General features: G+C 34.5%; 17 protein-coding genes. 4 read left to right on the top strand and 13 right to left on the bottom strand.

The window, feature by feature from the left end:
- Positions 1–381: 381 nt before the first annotated feature.
- Positions 382–1,830, bottom strand: coding sequence for a phage tail-like protein (locus AC4FQ5_RS15275; RefSeq protein WP_491144652.1), 1,449 nt, complete (start codon positions 1,828–1,830; stop codon positions 382–384).
- 302 nt (positions 1,831–2,132) lie between these two features.
- On the opposite strand from AC4FQ5_RS15275, the gene AC4FQ5_RS15270 reads away from it, so the two are divergent.
- A complete protein-coding gene (locus tag AC4FQ5_RS15270; protein WP_491144650.1) occupies positions 2,133–3,677 on the top strand; it encodes a helix-turn-helix domain-containing protein in 1,545 nt (514 codons plus the stop codon).
- A gap of 165 nt (positions 3,678–3,842) precedes the next feature.
- Here AC4FQ5_RS15270 and AC4FQ5_RS15265 read toward each other — a convergent pair whose 3' ends face one another.
- The 7 genes from AC4FQ5_RS15265 to AC4FQ5_RS15235 all read right to left on the bottom strand — a co-directional run bounded on the left by AC4FQ5_RS15265 (position 3,843) and on the right by AC4FQ5_RS15235 (position 9,811).
- On the bottom strand, positions 3,843–4,880 hold the full coding sequence (locus AC4FQ5_RS15265; protein ID WP_491144649.1) for a TerC/Alx family metal homeostasis membrane protein: 1,038 nt from the start codon (positions 4,878–4,880) through the stop codon (positions 3,843–3,845).
- 110 nt (positions 4,881–4,990) lie between these two features.
- Positions 4,991–5,602: a TerD family protein gene (locus AC4FQ5_RS15260; protein WP_491144648.1), complete on the bottom strand. Its 612-nt coding sequence runs from the start codon at positions 5,600–5,602 to the stop codon at positions 4,991–4,993.
- A 32-nt stretch (positions 5,603–5,634) separates the two neighbouring features.
- Positions 5,635–6,555, bottom strand: a complete 921-nt coding sequence (locus AC4FQ5_RS15255) for a hypothetical protein (protein WP_491144647.1) — start codon at positions 6,553–6,555, stop codon at positions 5,635–5,637.
- 38 nt (positions 6,556–6,593) lie between these two features.
- On the bottom strand, positions 6,594–7,760 hold the full coding sequence (locus AC4FQ5_RS15250) for a toxic anion resistance protein (protein WP_491144645.1): 1,167 nt from the start codon (positions 7,758–7,760) through the stop codon (positions 6,594–6,596).
- Positions 7,761–7,766: 6 nt separating this feature from the next.
- Positions 7,767–8,321 carry a TerD family protein gene (locus AC4FQ5_RS15245; RefSeq protein ID WP_491144644.1) on the bottom strand — a complete coding sequence of 185 codons (555 nt, stop codon included), beginning with the start codon at positions 8,319–8,321 and terminating at the stop codon, positions 7,767–7,769.
- Complete coding sequence (locus AC4FQ5_RS15240; RefSeq protein ID WP_491144642.1) at positions 8,311–9,135, bottom strand: phosphoribosyltransferase family protein; 825 nt, start codon at positions 9,133–9,135, stop codon at positions 8,311–8,313. The genes AC4FQ5_RS15245 and AC4FQ5_RS15240 overlap by 11 nt, the downstream gene beginning before the upstream one ends.
- A gap of 1 nt (position 9,136) precedes the next feature.
- On the bottom strand, positions 9,137–9,811 hold the full coding sequence (locus AC4FQ5_RS15235) for an HAD family hydrolase (RefSeq protein ID WP_491144640.1): 675 nt from the start codon (positions 9,809–9,811) through the stop codon (positions 9,137–9,139).
- Positions 9,812–10,374: 563 nt separating this feature from the next.
- Here AC4FQ5_RS15235 and fusA point away from each other — a divergent pair.
- On the top strand, positions 10,375–12,441 hold the full coding sequence (gene fusA, locus AC4FQ5_RS15230) for an elongation factor G (protein ID WP_491144638.1): 2,067 nt from the start codon (positions 10,375–10,377) through the stop codon (positions 12,439–12,441).
- 252 nt (positions 12,442–12,693) lie between these two features.
- On the opposite strand, the gene AC4FQ5_RS15225 is transcribed toward fusA, so the two are convergent.
- A complete protein-coding gene (locus AC4FQ5_RS15225; RefSeq protein WP_491144636.1) occupies positions 12,694–14,232 on the bottom strand; it encodes a SulP family inorganic anion transporter in 1,539 nt (512 codons plus the stop codon).
- A gap of 534 nt (positions 14,233–14,766) precedes the next feature.
- Here AC4FQ5_RS15225 and AC4FQ5_RS15220 point away from each other — a divergent pair.
- Positions 14,767–15,180, top strand: coding sequence for a transposase (locus AC4FQ5_RS15220; protein ID WP_491144635.1), 414 nt, complete (start codon positions 14,767–14,769; stop codon positions 15,178–15,180).
- 6 nt (positions 15,181–15,186) lie between these two features.
- On the top strand, positions 15,187–15,546 hold the full coding sequence (locus tag AC4FQ5_RS15215; RefSeq protein ID WP_491144633.1) for a helix-turn-helix domain-containing protein: 360 nt from the start codon (positions 15,187–15,189) through the stop codon (positions 15,544–15,546).
- 1,060 nt (positions 15,547–16,606) lie between these two features.
- Here the strand turns inward: AC4FQ5_RS15215 and AC4FQ5_RS15210 are convergent.
- The 4 genes from AC4FQ5_RS15210 to AC4FQ5_RS15195 form a co-directional block, all read right to left on the bottom strand.
- Positions 16,607–16,834, bottom strand: coding sequence for a phosphate ABC transporter substrate-binding protein (locus AC4FQ5_RS15210; RefSeq protein WP_491144631.1), 228 nt, complete (start codon positions 16,832–16,834; stop codon positions 16,607–16,609).
- A 306-nt stretch (positions 16,835–17,140) separates the two neighbouring features.
- Positions 17,141–17,593, bottom strand: coding sequence for a hypothetical protein (locus AC4FQ5_RS15205; protein WP_491144630.1), 453 nt, complete (start codon positions 17,591–17,593; stop codon positions 17,141–17,143).
- 152 nt (positions 17,594–17,745) lie between these two features.
- On the bottom strand, positions 17,746–19,263 hold the full coding sequence (locus AC4FQ5_RS15200; protein ID WP_491144629.1) for a TROVE domain-containing protein: 1,518 nt from the start codon (positions 19,261–19,263) through the stop codon (positions 17,746–17,748).
- 214 nt (positions 19,264–19,477) lie between these two features.
- Entirely contained in the window at positions 19,478–20,728 is a 1,251-nt protein-coding gene (locus AC4FQ5_RS15195; protein WP_491144628.1) for a hypothetical protein, read from the bottom strand.
- Between the last annotated feature and the right edge of the window lie 118 nt (positions 20,729–20,846).

Raw genomic sequence — 20,846 nt, 5'->3', positions numbered from 1 at the left:
CTGTAGCTTTTTTCTTTACCCTAACTTCTCTTTATTATTAATTAAATTTATTGTTTTGCAAACATAGGATGACAAACGAACTGTTAGAAACTAAATTATAATAATTACTGAGATTCATTAAGATAAATCATATAAAGCTTAAAATCTATTGTATTGCCACACATGCACAAATATAAATAGCTTAAAAAAGCAACACATTTTTATTTGTGCATGTGTGGCAACTAATTATTTATTGGTTAAAAAAGATTACCGCTTCTTTTGAAGCGGTAATCAAAATAAAGAGTAGGATTGATAAAAACACAAGTAGACAAATTTACTTCTACGTTCATTTTATTTTATAGTATTCAATAAACTGCTTAGATCTAGGAACCTAAACCATTATTAATATCTTACCATTAAAACCCCTGAAGCAGTACGATACAAAGCTCCAACCGGTAAACCTGCAGCAGTTGCTTCTGTATTGTCTGCATGTACACCAAATCCTTCTATAATCGCCGGAGTTAAATCTGCTGCCTGTTTTACTACATGTAATTGAGCAGCTGGAGCATTTAATCCTATCCCTACTTTCCCTTCAAAGTAGTTTTTGGTAGTTGCACCTTCAGAATATATATTGTAGGAGTTGGCAGCATTGGCTCCTGTAAAAGTGAAAGGTTCGATATATAAGCCTATGGCTCTGTTGATCGTTGCGCTTGTGCCTGCGGCAGGACCTTTGTCTACGAAAACACCATACAGATTATTGATGTTATAGGTAGCCGCTCCGTCCAAGTTTATATATGAGCGCAGAGCCGCAATCTGTGTGGTAGCATTAAAAGTACCTGAAGCTGAAACAGCAGTTGGATCAAACTGTCCGCTGACACCGTATACTTCGGAAGATGTGATTGTCCCTCCATTAGGGTTAGGTCTCACGGTATAATGACCACCAAAAAGACCGGTTATAGAAGCCGTATGTCCAGCAGAAGCTGTGGGAAGTGTATAGCCACTGTATGCACGCAAATCTGTTAAAATGAGGTTGCCTCCCGCAGCATATCCTTTGGCATCTGCAAAATTGGCATAAGCGTAACCGCTCGTCAAATCTCCCCCGACGGCTTCTAATGCGATAGTGTTTCTCATACCATGAGTGTGTGTAGTAATTCCATTGTTTTTAGCCCCGCTCAAGTCATAAGTGAAATATCCTCCATAGCCTGGTCTGGATACTGTTGAACCGTCAATTGTTGAAGAGTATGTGCCATACAAGCCTCCCGAGCCAGCAGTAGAATTGTCGTATAGAAAATTATTAATACCGTATTTAATACCTTGTTTATTGCTGGAAAGTGTGTTTTTTATTCCAAACGAAGTTCCTGTGTTATCTCCCGAAGTATTACTTTCAAAAATATCCAGAGTTGCTGCTGGAGTTGCACCGGGGTTGCTTCCTATACCTATTTTACCATTTTGGTAAATATTTTGGGTGTTGCTTGTTGCCTCATTAATTGTACCGCTGATTCTCCAAGGTTCTGTGGCAGAACCATTCAAAGATTGCCAGAAAGCCCCGTCAAAATAGTAATATCCAATAGCTGTAATATTTTTTGTTTTGTCGGTTACCGTTGGCGTGGTAGTGACTGCAGCCGTTGCATAGACAATGGTTCCCGTTTGTGGCGTATCATACTGTGCATCTGCAAGTTTTATCTGGTCACCCGTCAATCTTGGCGCTATGATGCCTTCCGGTTTTGTACCGTCTGTGGTTTTTGCAGTAATGTCTAATGTTGCTTTCGGGGTTTCATTATTGATACCTACCTGAGAATAAGCCAGTGAAGAAACTGCTAAAGCAGCTAAAAGAATGAATTTTTTTTTCATTTTAAAATTGTTTTTCGAAAGTTGTGTTTGTATTTTCTTTATTACCCAATGATTTGCATCATTTTCCATCGTTTAATCATTAACATTTTTTTCATTCAAAATTTTGGTTGTTCTTAATCATTAATGACGACTGCAAAGGAAGCGGGAATATGCTTACATGAAAAAGAATAGGCTTTCAGAATTATTAATTCTAAAAATATATAAAAATAAAACACTGATAATCATTCGATTGTAAAACACAAATACAAGATCACTTTCTCAATACTAAAATTTATTTTATCTAAATTTGTACAACTTTACAAATGATGAAACCATACTTTATACTTTTCTTATTGTTTATTTTTGCAGGAAATGCTCAGACCATTAACAAGAAAGAAGACAGTCTTATTTCTCTTCTTAAATCAACAACGAATCCTGATGAAAAAATTTCTTTAGGTGAGTCATTCTTACTTAAAGATGGACATTCGGATCGTTTCAAAGCTTACGTCAACCGTTCTTTAGGTTCTGCTTTTATGACTAAAGGAGAGTTTAAAACCGGGCAAGAATTTTATCAGAAGGCTATAGTTTTTGCTGAAAAGTCAGATGATTATCTATGTAAAGTTCATGTACATTGCAGCATGGGAGAAGCTTACGGTGCTTTGGGATTAACATCGGAAGGAGAAGAATATCTTTTAAAGGCAAAAGAATATTCTTCTCATCTTAAAGATAATGAAGAGAGTACAATTGCGATATTTAGTATCAATTCAATTCTTGGGAACTTGTATAAGTCTAAAAAACAGCACGATAAAGCTCTGGATATCTATAAGAATTCTCTATTTCTTTCAGACAAAATTAAAAATAGACCAGAATATTATGGAGCTTTAAGTTATACTTATCTCGGATTGGGAGACGTTTTTGCTGAAAAGAAAATAGATGACAGTGCCAGATTCTATTATGACAAAGGTATAGGTACCAGCTTAAAAGATCCGCAAAAGAGATACATCTATGCCCTTTACAGTGGTCTTGGAGACCTTGAAGTAAATGCAGAAAATTATACTCAGGCTATAAAAAATTATAATAGTGCATTATCCTTTTCTTCTCAGCTTCCCCCATATGCAAAATCGGATATCTATAAAAAAATAGCTGACTCATATCTTAAATTAAAAAGCATTAAAAATGTAACAAAATATACTGACAGTGCCCAAATATATAGTGAGAAAGCCTACACACAAAGCAGCAAAGGGCTGGAAACAGCTGTCAATAAAATTAAAAATGATAAGATCGCAATTATTAATGAAAAGGAAAAAAAAGTTTCATATCTGCTATACCTGTTGTTAATCTTTGGAGTATTATTGATCATTAGTACTTTTTGGTATTCGTTTACTCTGAAAAAACAGAAAAAACGTTATCAGGAGTATATAGAACGGTTTCATTCTCAACACCCAACGCAGACAGAAACAATTATTACCAACTTCTCAATCAATTCGCAAACTTCGATCAATACAGATCTGGAATTAGATATTCTAGAAAAGCTCAATACATTTGAAAATGAAGAAATGTTCAGGGATCAGGATATGTCGCTTTCGAAATTGGCATCACATCTTAATACGAATACCAATTATCTTTCCAGAATTATCAACCAACGTTACAACAAAAACTTCAACAATTACATCAACGAATTAAGGATTAACTATATCACCAAAAAAATAACTGAGAACCCCAGTTACCGAAATTACAAGATCAGCTTTCTCGCAGAAGACTCGGGCTTTGTTTCCCACAGTGCTTTTTCAACAAAATTTAAAGAGGTTACCGGAATCTCACCTTCTCAGTTTTTGTCATTATCGTCATCTGAAAAACAAACATCTTAGTTAAAACCTGATGTCTTGTCATCGATTGATCGTAAATAATTTTGTATTATATACTTTTTGAAATTAGTAATTCCAAAAACTTAAGTACATTGTCCCGTCAAAAAAAATTGAATTAGGCTTATAGAAAAAGGCTCTACAAAATGTAAAGCCTTTCAAAATTTATTATTAATCTAATTGTTGTTTCTCATCTTCCTTTTTATCGGGAAACAGAACGGAAAGCAGAACCGAGATCACCAATACTCCACCTACAATTCCTAACGAAACCGGTGATGTAATGTGATACCACGGCGCAATCAACATTTTAACACCAATGAACGCTAAAATAATTGCTAAACCATAAGGTAATTTGCTGAACATATGAATGAAGTTTGCCAACAAGAAATACAGTGATCTTAATCCTAAAATCGCAAAAATATTTGAGGTATAAAGAATAAACGGATCATTTGAAATTGCAAAAATTGCCGGAATAGAATCTACCGCAAACAATACGTCTGTAAATTCAATGACTGCAACTACGACCAAAAGCGGAGTTGCCATTTTGATTCCGTTTTGTACGGTGAAGAACTTGTCGCCATCGTAATTATCAGAAACTTTCCAGAAACTTCTGATGAGTTTGGCACCTGCCGTATCGCTGTAATCTTCGTCGTCATCGCCGTCACCATCGCCCCAAGATTTGATTCCTGCATAGATCAAAAACAATCCGAAAAGAGTCATTACCACATTGATTTTAACGGCGTGACCGAAAATATTCATTTCAGGCAAATAGGTTAATTCAATCAATTCAACTCCGGCAAAAATAAAGATTGCCCTGAAGATCAAGGCTCCGATAATTCCCCAGAATAAAACCTTATGATGAAGGAATTTAGGGACTTTAAAGAAACCAAAAACTAAGATAAATACAAAGAGATTATCTACAGAAAGGGCTTTCTCGATCCAATAAGCCGCCTGATATTGTGTGAATTTCTCCACGGCTACCGCATGACTTCCTGCCGTTCCGTCTGTATTGAAAACCCAATAAACAACTCCTGAAAAAATCATTGAAAGGGAAATCCAGACTACTGACCAGATTGTTGCTTCTTTTGAAGAAACCTCATGACTTTTTTTGTTGAAAACTCCTAAATCCAAGAGCAGCATGATAACGACTGTTACCGCAAACCCCCACACCAACCCCGGGTGTAAATCTAAAATGTTATGTTGTTCCACTATTTTTATTATGTGTTATTATATGATAAAAGCAACAACTGTAAAAATACAGCTATTGCTTAACTTTTGAGTCTAAAATTAGATTATTTCAGACATTTTTTATCTGAATTTTACAAATATTTTTGCTGAACGGTCTGAATCGTCTGCTCTAGTTTTCTGTCAGCTGTAGGATCGCCGATCGCATTGAATTTCCATTCGTTGTTTCTCTTATAAAAAACACCCATTACCATGGCAACATGACCACTGAAAGATTTATCATTGGCAATATCATATTTAGCAAAAACTTCTCTCACATTTGTAGGAGTCCCTTCATAGATACGGATTGACGCAAAAGGAATGGTTCCGAAATCTTGTCCTTTGTAACTGTTCAAAACCAAAGCAACGTGCTCTACCGCCGGATCCAAATTCGCAAAATCAATTGTGATTACTTCATTATCCAATCCGTCATCACCGCTAACATCACCTGTCAAATCATCTCCACTGTGCTTTACAGAACCGTTTTTAGATTTCAGGTTACCGAAATAGATTACTTCAGTAGCATTTTTATTTGCATCGTATAAAATACAGCTGCCGTCTAAATCAACTGCTTCTTTTGAAGTTCCGCCGAAAAAACTCTTTTTTTCGATTGCTCCCCAATTGATCCCGACACAAGCTTGAGAAAGCGTCGTTCCGTTTTCCTTGGTAAGGTTTATTCTCTGACCTTTTTGTAAGTTAATCGCCATTTTATCTTGTTTATTTATTATTAAAATTTAGTTTAATTGTTTAAATTTAAATTGAGCATTGCACGAAGAATATTGGTTTCTTCGTTGACATCAAATATTTTGCTCATAATATCTACGCTTTCGATATTTTTGAGATAATCTTTTAAAACATTGTCTACTCCTTCCGGAAGAATTCTTTTTCTTTCATGAATGGTTTCCTCAAGCTCTTCATTTCTTCTTTTAAGCTGATTCATGACCGAAGCCTGATTCGATTCGTTTTCTGAAGTATCTAAATAGGATAATTCATCATCAATCAAATACAACCTTCTTTCTTCAACGTTAAAAATGAAATGCTCATCAGACTGAAAAATCTTAAACAGTTCATATTCATCACGTCCGATTCTGTAACCACAAACGAAGCGAACTTTAAAATTCTGAATATTCAATTTCCCCAACAATTTTCGCTCGATCGAATAATCCTGATACTGGTATGACGGAACGTTATCTATTTTCAGTTTGGCTTCATCAGCTTCTGGTCTGTAGAATTCTACTGCATATTTTTTATGAAAATATAGAACGTCATTCCAATTCAGCGTAAATTTATCTTCGGTAAGATCTTTATACAGCTTTCTTAAATGTTCAGAAAAAACTCCGCTATAGAACTTTCTGTCTGTTTCAAAATTATCAACTTTTTTTTCCTCAAAATTATCGATATACTGATTATTAATGTTGATTTCGTTAATCACTGCCAACAGATCATTTTCTTTTTTCTTTTTGATCTTCGTCAACAGTTCTATCAGACTGTCAGTATATTGCAAATGGAAAAGCTCAAGTTTACTGTAATCTAAAGTCTTGTTTTCTTCGAATAATTTATGAATAATATCTGTTTTTATATAAATCGATATTATATCAATATTTTCAAAGAAATTAGAGAGAAGTTTAAGCTTTGTTAATCTTCTTCTGCTCTGAGACATTATGATTGCAACCTCACCATCCACGCTTTTCGTTTATTTTATCCTCTGATATTTGCTTTTAATTCTGATTCTAAAGTCTGAAGATCCTGATCCAGCTTTCTTCTGCTTTCTGTACCTTGTTTTTGAATCTGTTTCACTTCATTCAAGGTATTGATTAACATCGCAGTGGTTTCTTTCAAGGTCTCAGCCGAAACAATTGTTTGCTCGTTGGCTTTTGCTACATTGATTGAGTTCTGACCCAAACGTTCTGCATTTTTTCTCAAAATCTCTTCTGTTGTAGAAGATACTTTCTGCTGAACTTCAATATTCTGCTGCTGTCTGTGCATCGCAACTGCCAAAGACAGCTGATTTTTCCAAACTGGTAAAGTGGTCGTTAAAATCGTTTGTGCCTTTTCAGCAATCGAAACGTTATTATTCTGTACCAATCTGATCTGTGGAAGCGACTGCATCATAATCAGACGTACCACTTTTAGATCAGCTAATCTTCTGTCTAATCTGTTGATAAAATCCCTTTTGTCGGCAATCTGATAATCAGCAAAATTCTGAACATTGGTTTCCATTTCAGCCAATTCTACAGCTGCTTTTTCCATTCTCAGGTTTCCGGCGATCACCAGATCTTCAATCGCTTTGATTGAGTTTACATTGCTATCGAAAATCGTCTGTAAAACTGCATTATCTTTAGTTGAAGTAATGATTCCTGCGTTTACTTTGTGAGAAATCTGGTCGATATTGCTTGTAATTTTATCATATTTGGCAAAAAGATTATCCACCTGGGTCATCATCTTTTTCATGAAAGGAAGTCTGCTCAGAAAACCTTTCACTTTGCTTCCGTTGATCTCATCAACGTCAACATAATTTAATTCAATCAATAAGTTATTGATCAATTCCCCAACTTCACCTGAGTTTGATCTTCGTACGTTTCCTAAGAAACTATCACTCTGGTTCGCTAAAGTTTTCTGCAAGTCTGAACCGAAATTTACGATAGAACCAGGGTTGGTTTCATCGATAGAATTTGCCAAAAGCTCGTACTTTTGACGTTCTTCGTTTTTAATCTGACTGAGATTTACATTTCCGTCCCTGTCAACTAAAACCGCAGGAGCAGAATTTTGTGCCGGCTGTGCCTGTTGAAGCGGAGCTGGCTCAAATGTCTTCAAAGGCTCAATCGACTGAAGCGGATCTATATTTTGATTTTCCTGATTATCCATAATTTATTATTGATACATTGATACAAATTTCTCAAGACCTTCTCTTTGTCCGCTTCCTACCGCTTCGAATTTCCATTCTCCGTTTCTATTGTAGATTCTTCCGAATTCTACAGCAGTTTCGATAGAGAAATCTTCGTCTAATTCATATTTTAAAATCTCTTCGTTGGTATCTGTATTGAAAATTCTGATGAAAGAATTTCTTACCTGTCCGAAGTTTTGTCTTCTTGCGTCTGCATCGTGAATGGTTACTACAACGGTAATTTCTTTTACAGCATCATCAATTTTAGTCAAATCTATTTTGATCTGCTCATCATCACCATCGCCGTCGCCCGTTAAGTTATCACCAGAGTGAATCACTGCTTTATCCGGAGATTCAAGGTTATTGTAAAAAATAAAATGGTTTTCTGAAACCAGTTTTTTGCCGTCATTCAACAAAAATAAAGAGGCATCCAGATCAAAAGCACCTCCGGTAGATGTATTATTGATATCCCATCCTAAACCGATAGTGAATTTTGGTGCGTTTATATTTTCTCTTTGTCCTTTTTGTAAGTTAATAGCCATAATTAAGTTCTGTTTGTGTTAAAGTGTTTATATTAGTTTCGTATTCTTTTAATAAATGATAATTGTTGCTTATTGCCAACTCGAGAAGATGATCCATCTGCTCTTTTTTTATTTTAGACGTAAGATAATCAAAATTACTTGATTCTAAGCCCAAAATATATTTTACAATCCTTGTATTAAACTGAAAACTCGGCTTCAGCATTACTTCTGCAACATGTTCAACGTTTTTCACAGCGTAATAGTTGAAATAGTTTTCAATTTTAGGATCTAGTTCAAAATTCATTAATTCAGCGTAATACATGAATAAAAAATCTGCCTGCACATTAAATTCATTCAAAATTTTATTCACTGTAAATTCATGACTTCCCGTGATTTTTATATCGTCTATAAAAATACAAAGTTTTCCTCTTAAAAAATCTTTATCGAGATAATAAGTATCATTGGCAATCAGATTTTTACGATCTTCAAAGCTTAAATTTCCGTAATCTGTGGTATAGGTATGATTTCTGTTTATTTTTGATAAAATACTCGATTTTTTTCCTTTTTGAAAAAGATAAAAATCAAGTTGTTTTTTGAAGTAAAAACATAAAAAATTAGAAGCCGTCGGAATTGCCATATACGGACTTGGCAATACGAGAATTTCTTTATCTGTATCTAAAATTTCGCCATGTTTAGCAATAAATCCTTCAAATAATTCTTTGGCAAATTTCTCTGCGTACGACTTATCGCCATACTTGAAATAGCTATATTCAGCAGGCGAAAACGTAAATTCGTCCGCCGAATGAATATGGTGCAAGCTATACCTTTTGTTCATATTATATCGTGTGTTTTAGTAAATGTGCGTTGAAACCAAAATCTTTCGCACCTTTGTAATCAGCAATCGGATTATCACCAATATGCAAAATCTGGTTCATCTTTAAATCCTGATTTTTAATCAAATTTCTGACCTCTTGAAAAACGAGCGGGTTGGGTTTGGAAATCTTCAATTCATCAGAATAAATATGAAAATCAATGTATTGATCAAGATTTTCCTCAATCAGAAATTTTCTCATTGTAGTTCCTTTGATAAATCCGGTATTGCTCAGAATATTAATTGTTTTTCCTTGATTTTTAATTTCATCAAAAAACTGATGCAAATTTTCGAAAATCACAACAGGTTTATATTCTAAAAATAATTCTTCACTTTTTTGGTAAAATTCGTTTAATTTTTCTCTATTCAACTGTTTTAAATCAATTTCTAAAGAATTTAAAATCAATAAATAAATCTCAAAAGTGTCTACATTTCCACCGATCACTTCATTGATAGAATTGCAAAGATCATCGTAATATTTTACAACTTTTGCAACTTCATCAATTGGTTTATTCACTTCAAAAAACGAAGAGAACAACTCAACTCTTTTTGCTTTAAATTCGGGATGAGATTTTATTAAAGTAAGCCACAGATCAAAAGAAAAATGAGCGTGGTTTTGAATATCGATATCTGTTTTCAAAATGTTTTTAAGTTAAATTATTTAGCTTTCTATTGAAAAAGATTTTTAAATGGTTCATATCTTTTTTTTAAATCAATTGTGTTTGAATTTCAATTCTACCCAAAGATAAAATTTTTCTTTTAATCTGTATTTTTTTTAAGATTATTTAAGAGTTTCGGCAGAAGTTGAAACTCAGATCAATTTTCGTTTTTCAAAAAAATATAAAAAAATTTTTTGTCAGTTAAATAATTTTTATAAATTCGCAACCGATTAACAATCAACAATGTCAACAAAAATGGTAAATATAATCACTTTAAGCAATCCTATCAGAGCTGTGTACTTTGGTAGCACTGAATATTTATCTGAATAACGATCGATCTTTATAAATCAAAATATAATTAAAGACCTTTCTATTCAGATAGGTCTTTTTTGCTACCCTATTTCCAGCTTTCGAAAATTCAAGTTGGTTGTCTAAAATTTTAACGTTAAGAAAATTTCTTACTAAAATAAATGTAAGAATCATTACAACCCTGTGCTTAAAATTTATTTACAACCTTAAAAATCAACAATTTAAATTTAACAAAATGAAATACAACACACGAAATATAGGGATAATAGCGCATGTCGATGCCGGGAAAACTACACTCACGGAAAGATTACTTTATTACACCGGAATGATCCACAAAATCGGAAACGTAGACGAAGGAAATACTACCATGGATAAAGACATTCAGGAGAAGAACAGGGGAATTACCATTTCATCCGCAGCGATTTCCACCCAATGGAAAAAAAATGATGATGTTTTCAATATCAATATTATTGATACTCCGGGACACATTGATTTTGCGGTAGAAGTTGAGCGTTCCTTAAGAGTTTTAGACAGCGTTATTGCGGTTTTCTGCGCTTCTTCGGGAGTTCAGCCACAAACGGAAAACGTCTGGTTTCAGGCGGAAAAACATGAAATTCCAAAGATCTGTTTCATTAATAAAATGGATAGGATCGGAGCTGATTTCTTTGCAGTTTTAAGTGAAATTAAAACTAAACTAAATGCAGTTCCTTTGGCTTTACAAATTCCGATGGGTTCTGAAGATAATTTTGAAGGAGTTATTGATTTAATCAAGCAAAAAGCGTTGTATTGGATCGATGAAAATGGAGAGACGATTATTGAAAAGGAAATTCCTGAAAATTATAAAGCAGAAGCTGATGATTTCAGATTAAAATTAATGGAAACATTAGCAGAATTTGACGAAACTTTCTTTGAAAAATATATGAATTCTGAAGCTCAAATTTTTGAAGAAATGATTGTTGAAGCCATAAAAAGAACCTGTCAGTCAAGAGCTGTAGTTCCCGTTTTATGTGGTTCTGCTTTTAAAAACAAAGGAGTTCAGCCGTTGCTTGATTCGATTGTAAGTTATCTTCCTGCTCCAAATCACTTGCCTTCTATCAAAGGAAAAGATGTGAAAACGGAAGTAACAATCGAACTTCAAAGAAATGAAGAAGAAACTTTTTCAGGACTGGTTTTCAAAGTTGTGATTGACAAACACATGGGTAAATTGGCAATGCTGAGAATTTATTCAGGAAATATACAATCCGGAGATACAGTTTTAAATGTGAGAACGAATGAAAATTTCAGAATTTCAAGGATTTTACAGATACAGTCGGACAAAACGTTAACGATTGAAGAAGGAAAGGCGGGAGATATCGTTGCTTTAACTGGAATAAAAGATGCGAAAACAGGAGATTCTTTATCATCTATTGAAAAACCTGTTTTGCTTGAATCCATTACGATTCCTGCTCCGGTTATCAGAGTTTCGATTGAACCGAAAACGAATGCTGATGAGAAATCTTTCGGACTTGTTTTAGCTAAAATTCAGGAAGAAGATCCGTCTTTAGTTGTTGAAAGAGACAAACAAACTGGCGAAACTTTGCTGAGCGGTTTGGGTGAGTTGCATCTTGAAGTGACTTTAGAAAAAATCCGGTTGAATCACGGCATTGAAATCAATCAGGGAAAGCCTAAAGTTTCTTACCGGGAAATTTTAACTGAAACCCGAAAACACAGAGAAAAACTTTCCAAACAAAACGGAGGAAGCGGACAATTCGCGGATATCACTTTTGAAATCGGACCTCGTGAGAATAATGAAATCGGTTTGGAATTCATTAACCAAATTAAAGGCGGAGTAATCCCCGGTGAATTTATTCCTTCGATTGAAAAAGGTTTCAGAGAAGCAATGGAAAACGGTCCTTTGAGCGGGAATCCTTTGGAAAGTATGAAAATTACTCTTTTGGATGGCTCGACTCACAGTAATGATTCTCATGCTTTAGATTTTGAAATTGCTGCAAGAGACGGTTTCAGAGAAGTTGCAAAAGCTTGTAAACCGAAATTATTGGAACCGATTATGCAGATTGAGATTCAAAGTATCGAAGAATATACCGGAGCTGTCACTGCCGATATCAATAAACGAAGAGGAATGATTACTTCGATTGATGAAAAATCAGGAAGAAAAATCTTCGCAGCGGAAGTTCCTTTAGCTTCTATTTTCGGATATATTTCTGATCTGAGAACGTTGACGAGCGGAAGAGCTTCGATCAGCATGAAGTTATCACACTATGCTTTGGTGCCTGATTTCATTGCGAATATATTAATAACCTAAAAAACGAGGGCTGTAAATTTTATTTTGCAGTCCTTGTTTGGGTTTTAAGGTGAATTGTTAATAATGAATGGTGAATTTTTCTCTCGCGGATTTTGCAGATTGCGCAGATTTTTTTTGAGATTGATTATTCTAAATATAACCTAATATAACCTACCTCATTATATTTTGATCGCATTTTATACGATCCTTTTCTAAATCGTCCCTTCGGAACTACAAATTTCCAGTCAATAAAACTCTAAAACACTCATTCTCCTACTTCTCAGGCATCACTTTATACGTTGGATCATCCTGAATATTGACTTCAATGACTGCTTGTGCGTTTTTTAATAGTTCTATAGAATCTTCACTTAAATGTTTTAAATGCAGTTTTTTATTCAGTTCACTGTATTTTTTCGACAATTTATCCAACGCATCGATAGCACTCATATCAACAATTCGGCTTTCTTTAAAATCAATCACAACTTGTTCGGGATCGTTTGCAGGATCAAATTTTTCTGTAAAATTCATTACAGAACCGAAAAATAGTGGTCCGGAAATTTCGTAATGTTTAATTCCGTTTTCGTCAATATACTTTCTTGCACGAATTCTTTTTGCATTATCCCAGGCAAAAACCAATGCTGAAATAATGACTCCCACCAACACCGCTAAAGCCAAATTGTGCAAAACAATGGTAATTAAAGCTACCGTAATTCCTACAAAAATATCAGATTTCGGCATTTTATTGACAATTCGGATTGAAACCCACTGAAACGTACTGATTGCCACCATCATCATGACTCCAACCAAAGCAGCCATCGGAATTCTTTCAATGAAAGGTGCGCCAACAAGAATGATTATTAAAATAGTAATGGATGCAATTATCCCTGAAAGTCTGGCTCTTGAACCTGCATTTAAATTAACCAGAGTCTGTGCAACCATCGCACAACCTCCCATTCCACCGAAAAAACCGTTCGTAATATTCGCCAAGCCCTGAGCAATAGATTCTTTATTTGTATTTCCTTTTGAATTGGTAATTTCGTCAACCATTGATAAAGTTAACAGCGATTCAATCAAACCAACTCCCGCCATAATCATAGCGTAAGGAAAAACAATCTGTAAAGTTTCTAATGAAAAAGGAATGCCTGGAATATGAAAACTCGGTAGACTACCGCTGATGTGGGCAATGTCTGCAACTGTTTTAGTATTAATTCCAAATCCTAAAACAATTCCAAAAACGATTAAAATTGCGACTAAAGAAGCCGGAATGACTTTCGTAATTTTCGGGAAAAAATAAACAATGGCAATCGTCAAGGCAGTTAAACCCGACATTATATATAAGGATGTCCCTTGAAGCCAACCGACAACTCCGTTTGCATCAGTAATTTTGAACTGTTCGATCTGAGCCATGAAGATAATAACTGCCAAACCATTCAAAAAGCCATACATAACAGGTTGCGGAATTAATCTTACGAATTTCCCGAGTTTAAAAACACCAACCAATAACTGAAAAATACCTGCAAGAATAACGGTTGCAAAAAGATATTCTACACCATGAGCTTTTATTAAAGCTATCAAAACAACAATCGTTGCTCCTGCTCCGCCTGAAACCATTCCGGGACGGCCACCTAAAACTGCAGTGACAAGTCCCATCATAAAAGCAGCATATAAACCCGTCAATGGAGAAAGCCCCGCTAAGATGGCAAATGAAAGCGATTCCGGAATCATAGTCATTGCAACGGTAAACCCTGCTAAAAGTTCATTTTTATAATTGATCTTTTTTGAAAAATCAAAGAGCGCAACGGTATACTTCATTCTTTTAAATAATTACATTCATAAAAAACAATATAAAGCCGATTAAAATTCAACGATCGTATTTTAGCATTTTTCATGCATTTACCCCGTAATATTTACAATTTAACAGATCATTTTTTATTTTGACAAAGGTAGAAAGTAGCACTTACTTATACAATTTTTTGAAATGAAAGAATTTCGAAGCAAGGTCAATCCTTCATTTTGATATACTTAAATAAACAACTCCATAATGCACAAATATCAAAAACAAACACATTTAAACAACCCAATCTTCAACATAATTTAATTATCATTAACAATAATTAAATTTAAACACTTAGTTTATTGACAATTTTTCTGTATTTTTGAAAATGTGAAACAGATTTTGTTTTTGAGGTTTTTAGAAAATCATAAAATTTTCCTGACCAAACAGATTAACAGATAAAAATATTTAAATAGTACTATGCTGGTTTTAAATAAAAATCATGAATCTGACTCCACTCAGTAAATAAAATCTCAGTTACTGAATGTTAAAAAAAATTTTACTATAAAAAAATGTTATATAAAGTAATACATATCGGTAAAGCAATAAAGGAACTTGTAGATCAGAAAGAGATTGCAATGACAAGAATATGCAATTTCCTCAATAAAGATGAAGACTTTGTAAACAACGTTTACGAAAGCAAATCAATTGATACTGATATCCTTTTGCGATGGTCAAAATTACTGGAGTACGATTTTTTCAGGCTCTACAGCTCTCATCTTATTTTGTACTCTCCACCTTCGGCAGTAAATAAAACGAAAGAAAAAACAGGAAAGACACCACAATTCAGAAAAAATATTTACACCCAGGAAATCAAAGATTTCATTATTAAAAAAATTGATACCGGGGAAATGACCTATGCAGATGTTATCAGAGAATACTCTATCCCAAAGAGTACACTTCACAGATGGCTTCAGAAAAAATAAGACATTATGAAACCAAATTATAGTAAAATTTATCATGATCTTTTGCTTGCAGAACATCCTGAAAAACTGAAAGACGCAAAAATCAAAGAACTTCTGAAAAACATCAACACCAGTGAAGAAGTGATCAGGTTTAACGAAAAACTTTTCAAACAGTCAAAAGAAAGCCAGGAAAACAATCAAAAGCTGAGAACATATGATAAAGAAACAATGCTTAAAATCCTGATGTATCAGAAACAGCACGGTTTTTCGAGCAGTTATATTTCTAAGCAATATAAGATCAGCAGAACAACTATCGCTAAATGGAAGAAGATTTGCGAAGAAGACATTCAACAAAATCAAACAAAAAATACTACGCCCAAAACGTAGTATTTTTTTTGTAATAAAGGCAACAATCGAGAAAAGAACGGGGCAAGTCTGTGCCGGATTCGAACCGGATAACCTTGCAGGAATTGCCTGCTACGCTATTCCTCCCCAAATGTGGACGATGAAACTTTTCTCTACGACACTTTATATTTTAAAACAAGGCAACAATCAAAAAGCGTATTGTCGTGCTCTAACCAACTGAGCTACTCTTCCTATATAATTTTGTGTTTTGAAAATGTGGAAGAGGCAGGATTCGAACCCGCGACCCCGTCGTAATGAGCGAAGTAACACTATTCTACGGCACTTGTTTATTCTTAAACAGATAAGGCAAAAGGCGAAAAAGGTATGCTCTTTTAAGAGCGCCGCTCTTACCCATTTGGGCAGTGAGCCGACAATTCTACATCTACGAGAGACTTACGTTTTCTTTCAAAAACTTTTGTCCAGTTAGTTTTCAACCCAACCTCGCTAGTTCGGTCGCCCGAATTACGCTACCTTAGGACCGTTATATTTACGAAGTAACCTTTCTCTACGACACTTATCTGTAAATTTTTAAATTAAAAAAAGAGGCAAAAGGCGAAAAGGCAGACATGCACCTGATCCCTACTTTTATTCGGGAAATTGCACTTTTTCTTAGATTTTTGAGGTCTAAATTCTGACTCGAAGTAAGCCTTTTCTACGGCACTCTTTTTATTTTAAATCAAGGTAAAAATTATAGAATCCTTTTCAGTTCATTTGCTCTACCAACTGAGCTACTTTTCCTTTTGGGAAAAGACAGGACTCGAACCTGCGTCCCAATGTTTGGATATCGAAGTATGATTCTAGGACGACACTTGATTTTTATGTTTAATAATTTTAAAATCGAGCAAAAATTTAAAAGAGGCTTTTTCAATTTGGATTCGAAGGAACTCTTTCTTACGGCATCGATCGTTTTTTAAAGTAAGGTAAAAAATCAAACAGAGACTTACTGACAGAGCGCTACCAATTACGCCATCCCGAATCTTCGAGAACAGGACTCGAACCTGTATTGCTGTCCCTTAAACGAAGAAATTCTGTTTTACGACACTTACTTTTTATTTTTCCATTGGGTTTTTCTGTATTTTTTCCAATTTCTTTGAAACTTAATTTCTGTTGAATTAATCGTTTCATAGCCATGTGGAAAACACCACGAGCAACCCATCTCGTCTCCATATAAAATTCTGGAAACCTGGATATTTGAAATTTTCTTCGGGAAATCAATTAATCCATATTCATTGATACCGAAAGATTGTCTTAATAGTTTTAATTTTTTCATAAGTATTAAGTATTAACCTCAATACACTGCTTCTTTAAGACATTTTTTATAATTATTCATGGTTATTGTTTTTTGTTGTAGCAAAATTATTACGTTAGTGCGCATTCTTTTTACGTAGTTGAAATTTTTTAAATTAAAAACCAAGTAACAAGTTATAAGAGTTTTTGATATCTATTCAAATGTTAAGTATGACGATGGATCTCTTATGGTAACGACATTGGTTATTTAAAACCAAGCAATTTGCGAAAAGACTCATATTCAATTAAAAGTCGAAGGATTTCTTTTCTTACGGCATTGGTTTATTTGTTAATCTTCGTATTTAAAATAGAGTAGGTATTTATTCTTATCTCCTACTATGAAAAAATATTCGTAGTAAATTCCCAATTCATAGTATATTTCATTGGAATCACTAAACTTTGAAGTTAAAATGTTTTTAATATTTATCAAATTATTTAAATCTCTAAAAAATAATTCGATAAAAATATTTTCTCTTCTCTCATTAATTTCCAATTTGATGATTTCTCCATTTTTGAATAACCATTTTTTTAGAGATTTTTGAAAATCTCCGATACTGATATTTTCAATAGTAAATAAACATTCTTCTGGAAGATGAAATTTATTTCTCAAAAAAAAAGATTCATCCTTGTCTAATTCCATTTCAATTATTTCATATTCATAAGATAAATTACAATTTGGAGTATTTAAGTCTGCATATGTGTATAAAATTCCTTTTATAAAATCTAAAGTATTATTTTTCATGTTATAATTTTTATTCCTAGCCCGATCGAAGCGACATCCTTTTTCTAAAATGGCTTAAAAAAAAAAGCGCTAGCGAAAAAGATATAGCGGAAAACGGGAAATAGCTCCTAAAAAAATTGATTATTAATTTTTATTTTTAAAAGCAGTGCCTTTTACAGCACTACTTTTTTAATCATTTCTACCGCTGATTTTCGGTCTTCCAAAGCATTCAGTACATCGAAAATCTTGTCGGACCAACCTGCGATAAGGTATACATCATTTTTTCTGACATCCAACGGCTGTTTTCCGTAACCTGCCAAATCAAAAATATACAATTTTGCATTCGGGTTGAAACTTTTGTATTGATTCCATGAATTTTCAAAGGAATTTCTACCTCCGTTGCTATCCCAAAGCTGAGTATCGGTGAACAACATTACTTTATCCACTTTTTCACGTCTGTTCAGCAAATCTTCGATCACCAAATAACCGTTTGTGGAGTAACCCACCTCACCTTCACGCTTGTAGAACGCATCTACGTTTCTCAGAATACCGTTTTTAGGCATCGGAACTCTCTTCCAGGTGTCACCAAACATACCTGAAATCACGTTTTTGCACTGTGACTGCAACATCATCGACATCAACAGACCGATATCGTACAACAAAACCTTTGATTTCGGAGAAACAGGCTGTTGCATTGAACCCGAAACGTCTGCCGCGATCACTACCGAAGTATCGAAACCAAAACCTTTGATGTTTTTTGCACTCACCATTACTGCGTCTTCCAAAGCTTCTAAAATTGATGACAAATATTTTGAATCGATCGTTTTCAATTCTCTATACGCCGACAAAAATCTGAATGGCAATTGTTTTGAATTTCTCACCGCTTTTTCATCCGACAGATAGTTGCACACTTTGTACATTGCATCCGATGAAACGTTAACTTCCAAAATGTTTCGCAAGTTTCTCAACGTTGCCATATAACCCAATTTGTTGCTGAAAATCAATTCTTCCCACTTACTTTTGAAAGCTGATTTTCTTTCTGCTTCATCAGCAAATTTTGTCTGACCTAAAACAGAAAGCTCAACTTCCCAAGTGTATGGAGTTTCCAAGGCATCGTTTACGATTTTGTTGAAAATTGCCTGTTGATTTTCATCTTTTGCTTTTGGGTGAACCAAGAACAAAGCATCTTTCAAAGTTACCTCAGCTTTTCTGTTGTATTTTGCGAATTGGTATTCATCAAATTTATTGAAAGATTTTACCAAACCTTTTTGGATTTGCTTTGAAAGCTTGTTCAGTTTTTTTGTTTCTGTTCTTTCGTTGGCTAATTGGTAATATGCCAACAATTCTGTGATTTCGTCTGCTCTTTGAATGACTCCGTCAACGGTTCTGCTTACCAAGTCTGTACCTGAAGTTTGTTTTGCCAATTCGGTTGTCAAAACCAATGGAATTGAACGCAAGTACATATCTTTTCTTGCATAAACCGCCAATTTTGCAACGAATTCCGGATCGTTTTTCAAAATCAGAGATTGGATTCTCCTCAATCTGTCATTTCCTTTTTCATAGGTTGTGTTTGATAATCCTGTTGTAACAACAGCACTGTATAGTTCTTCTGCAGGCGTCATTGTGTACGCTTTTGCACCTTCGTAGTTTACAACTACTTTATTCTCTTTTCTTAAAAAATTAAATTTCATGGTTACTGTTTTTTGTTAAACATTTTGGAGGATTATCACTTCCTCTCTGATTTCTGATGCAAAGTAAGGACGGTACTGCGCGTTGTTTTTGCGTAGTAAAAGTTTTTGTAAAAATTTTATTTTTTTACCTAAATATGTTAAAAAATAAAAGAGACTGTCCTTTGGAGACAGCCTCTTTTTTGTTTCTTAATTTCTATTAAGCATTTCTTTTCTGCTATTCATATTTAGAAAAATCAACCGCAAATATGCATCGATTGACCTGACTTCCATTCTGTGCTCCGGCATTGGGCTCAAATTCCGTCAAGCTCCACAGATAACCATATTGAGATTCATAATAGAGAGATTCTGCTCCATACGGCCATCGGTAACGTACCGTATCATCGGCTCCATCAGTATAACGGGCTAATCTTGCATTTGAGCCATAAGAATTGCTCGGAGATCCGGTACACGAAAGCCATGTTCTGTTCCCTTTTCGAAATACTCCCTGGATTCCATGAGCATGATTATTTGTGAAAAGACTATTTTTTGGAGTTACTGCTACAATTCCTGTATTTTGAAGTGTCCCATTCGTGTCAACAGGAAAACCAAATACCTGAGGAACAATAGAAGCATCGGCACTGCCTGCATAGTATTGTCCTGTCCAGAACTGAGTTCCTTCGTCATTGACCTGAATAGTAGAAAACGGACTGGCATTATTGATTTTTTGATACCCTATCTGAGGCAGTATATATCGATAATTGAAGGCGTATAAATTACCATTGGCATCTTTACCGCATTTTTCATTGGTAGTATCACCTGTACTTACTTCAATTATTTTATTCAAATCAAAAACACGAACACCTAAATTTGTGCTGCTTAGATATATTTTATCCTTAAAATAAGCAATCCCACCTGCATGCACGTTCAATGGAGCGTACGAGCCATATTGTGAATAGGTTGTTGTATTTGCCGGAATATCAGGCTGCACCAACAGAATATGACGATACGTAAGATATGTACTCGAACTCGGACTGATGTCAATCAGAGTAATGCGGGAACCTTTATACTCAGCAGCATCTTTTGCATACCAGCTCACCAAAAGATAACGAACACCGTTTTTGGTGAAACCTGCAATTCCTTGGGGTCTCCAGATCGATGTAGTTTCATCATCGGTATTCCAACGGATTCCTCTTACTCTGTTTTCTTCTGGGATATTGAATCCGTAGACCTCGGTGTATGAATTTCCACCTATAGCCTGGCGGTTTTTATCAACCTGAGTTGGGTTTAGAAAACTAAAGCCCGAATTGATGTAAGTACTTGTATCCACATAAGCATTGACACTTACGTCCGTAGCCGCTTTACTGACGTTAATTTTTGAAGAAAGCTCTTCTTCCATTGAAGCCGAAGTGATTTCATTATTCTGGCATCCGATACCTGTTACTGCCAGCATAAACATCCATCCAAGAAATTTTTGTCTTTGAATCATGATTAATTTAATGTGTTTTAATAGTTTTTAAATTGCTTGCGAAACTATCAGATTCTCTTTTTATCTGGACCACGTCAGCATTAATTATGTATTAAATTTATGATTCCAGCACTACTCT

The sequence above is a fragment of the Chryseobacterium sp. DT-167 genome (genome assembly GCF_058310155.1).
Note: the sequence above shows the minus strand (reverse complement) of the source record. Positions and strands in the feature narration are given on the sequence as shown.

Bases quoted from the DNA above. Each gene is read 5' to 3' on its own strand.
- AC4FQ5_RS15270 (WP_491144650.1), top strand. From the start codon at position 2,133: ATGATGAAACCATACTTTATACTTTTCTTATTGTTTATTTTTGCAGGA.
- AC4FQ5_RS15195 (WP_491144628.1), bottom strand. From the start codon at position 20,728: ATGATTCAAAGACAAAAATTTCTTGGATGGATGTTTATGCTGGCAGTA.
- fusA (WP_491144638.1), top strand. From the start codon at position 10,375: ATGAAATACAACACACGAAATATAGGGATAATAGCGCATGTCGATGCC.
- AC4FQ5_RS15275 (WP_491144652.1), bottom strand. From the start codon at position 1,830: ATGAAAAAAAAATTCATTCTTTTAGCTGCTTTAGCAGTTTCTTCACTG.
- AC4FQ5_RS15215 (WP_491144633.1), top strand. From the start codon at position 15,187: ATGAAACCAAATTATAGTAAAATTTATCATGATCTTTTGCTTGCAGAA.
- AC4FQ5_RS15210 (WP_491144631.1), bottom strand. From the start codon at position 16,834: ATGAAAAAATTAAAACTATTAAGACAATCTTTCGGTATCAATGAATAT.
- AC4FQ5_RS15250 (WP_491144645.1), bottom strand. From the start codon at position 7,760: ATGGATAATCAGGAAAATCAAAATATAGATCCGCTTCAGTCGATTGAG.
- AC4FQ5_RS15205 (WP_491144630.1), bottom strand. From the start codon at position 17,593: ATGAAAAATAATACTTTAGATTTTATAAAAGGAATTTTATACACATAT.
- AC4FQ5_RS15245 (WP_491144644.1), bottom strand. From the start codon at position 8,321: ATGGCTATTAACTTACAAAAAGGACAAAGAGAAAATATAAACGCACCA.
- AC4FQ5_RS15255 (WP_491144647.1), bottom strand. From the start codon at position 6,555: ATGTCTCAGAGCAGAAGAAGATTAACAAAGCTTAAACTTCTCTCTAAT.
- AC4FQ5_RS15240 (WP_491144642.1), bottom strand. From the start codon at position 9,135: ATGAACAAAAGGTATAGCTTGCACCATATTCATTCGGCGGACGAATTT.
- AC4FQ5_RS15260 (WP_491144648.1), bottom strand. From the start codon at position 5,602: ATGGCGATTAACTTACAAAAAGGTCAGAGAATAAACCTTACCAAGGAA.
- AC4FQ5_RS15225 (WP_491144636.1), bottom strand. From the start codon at position 14,232: ATGAAGTATACCGTTGCGCTCTTTGATTTTTCAAAAAAGATCAATTAT.
- AC4FQ5_RS15200 (WP_491144629.1), bottom strand. From the start codon at position 19,263: ATGAAATTTAATTTTTTAAGAAAAGAGAATAAAGTAGTTGTAAACTAC.
- AC4FQ5_RS15220 (WP_491144635.1), top strand. From the start codon at position 14,767: ATGTTATATAAAGTAATACATATCGGTAAAGCAATAAAGGAACTTGTA.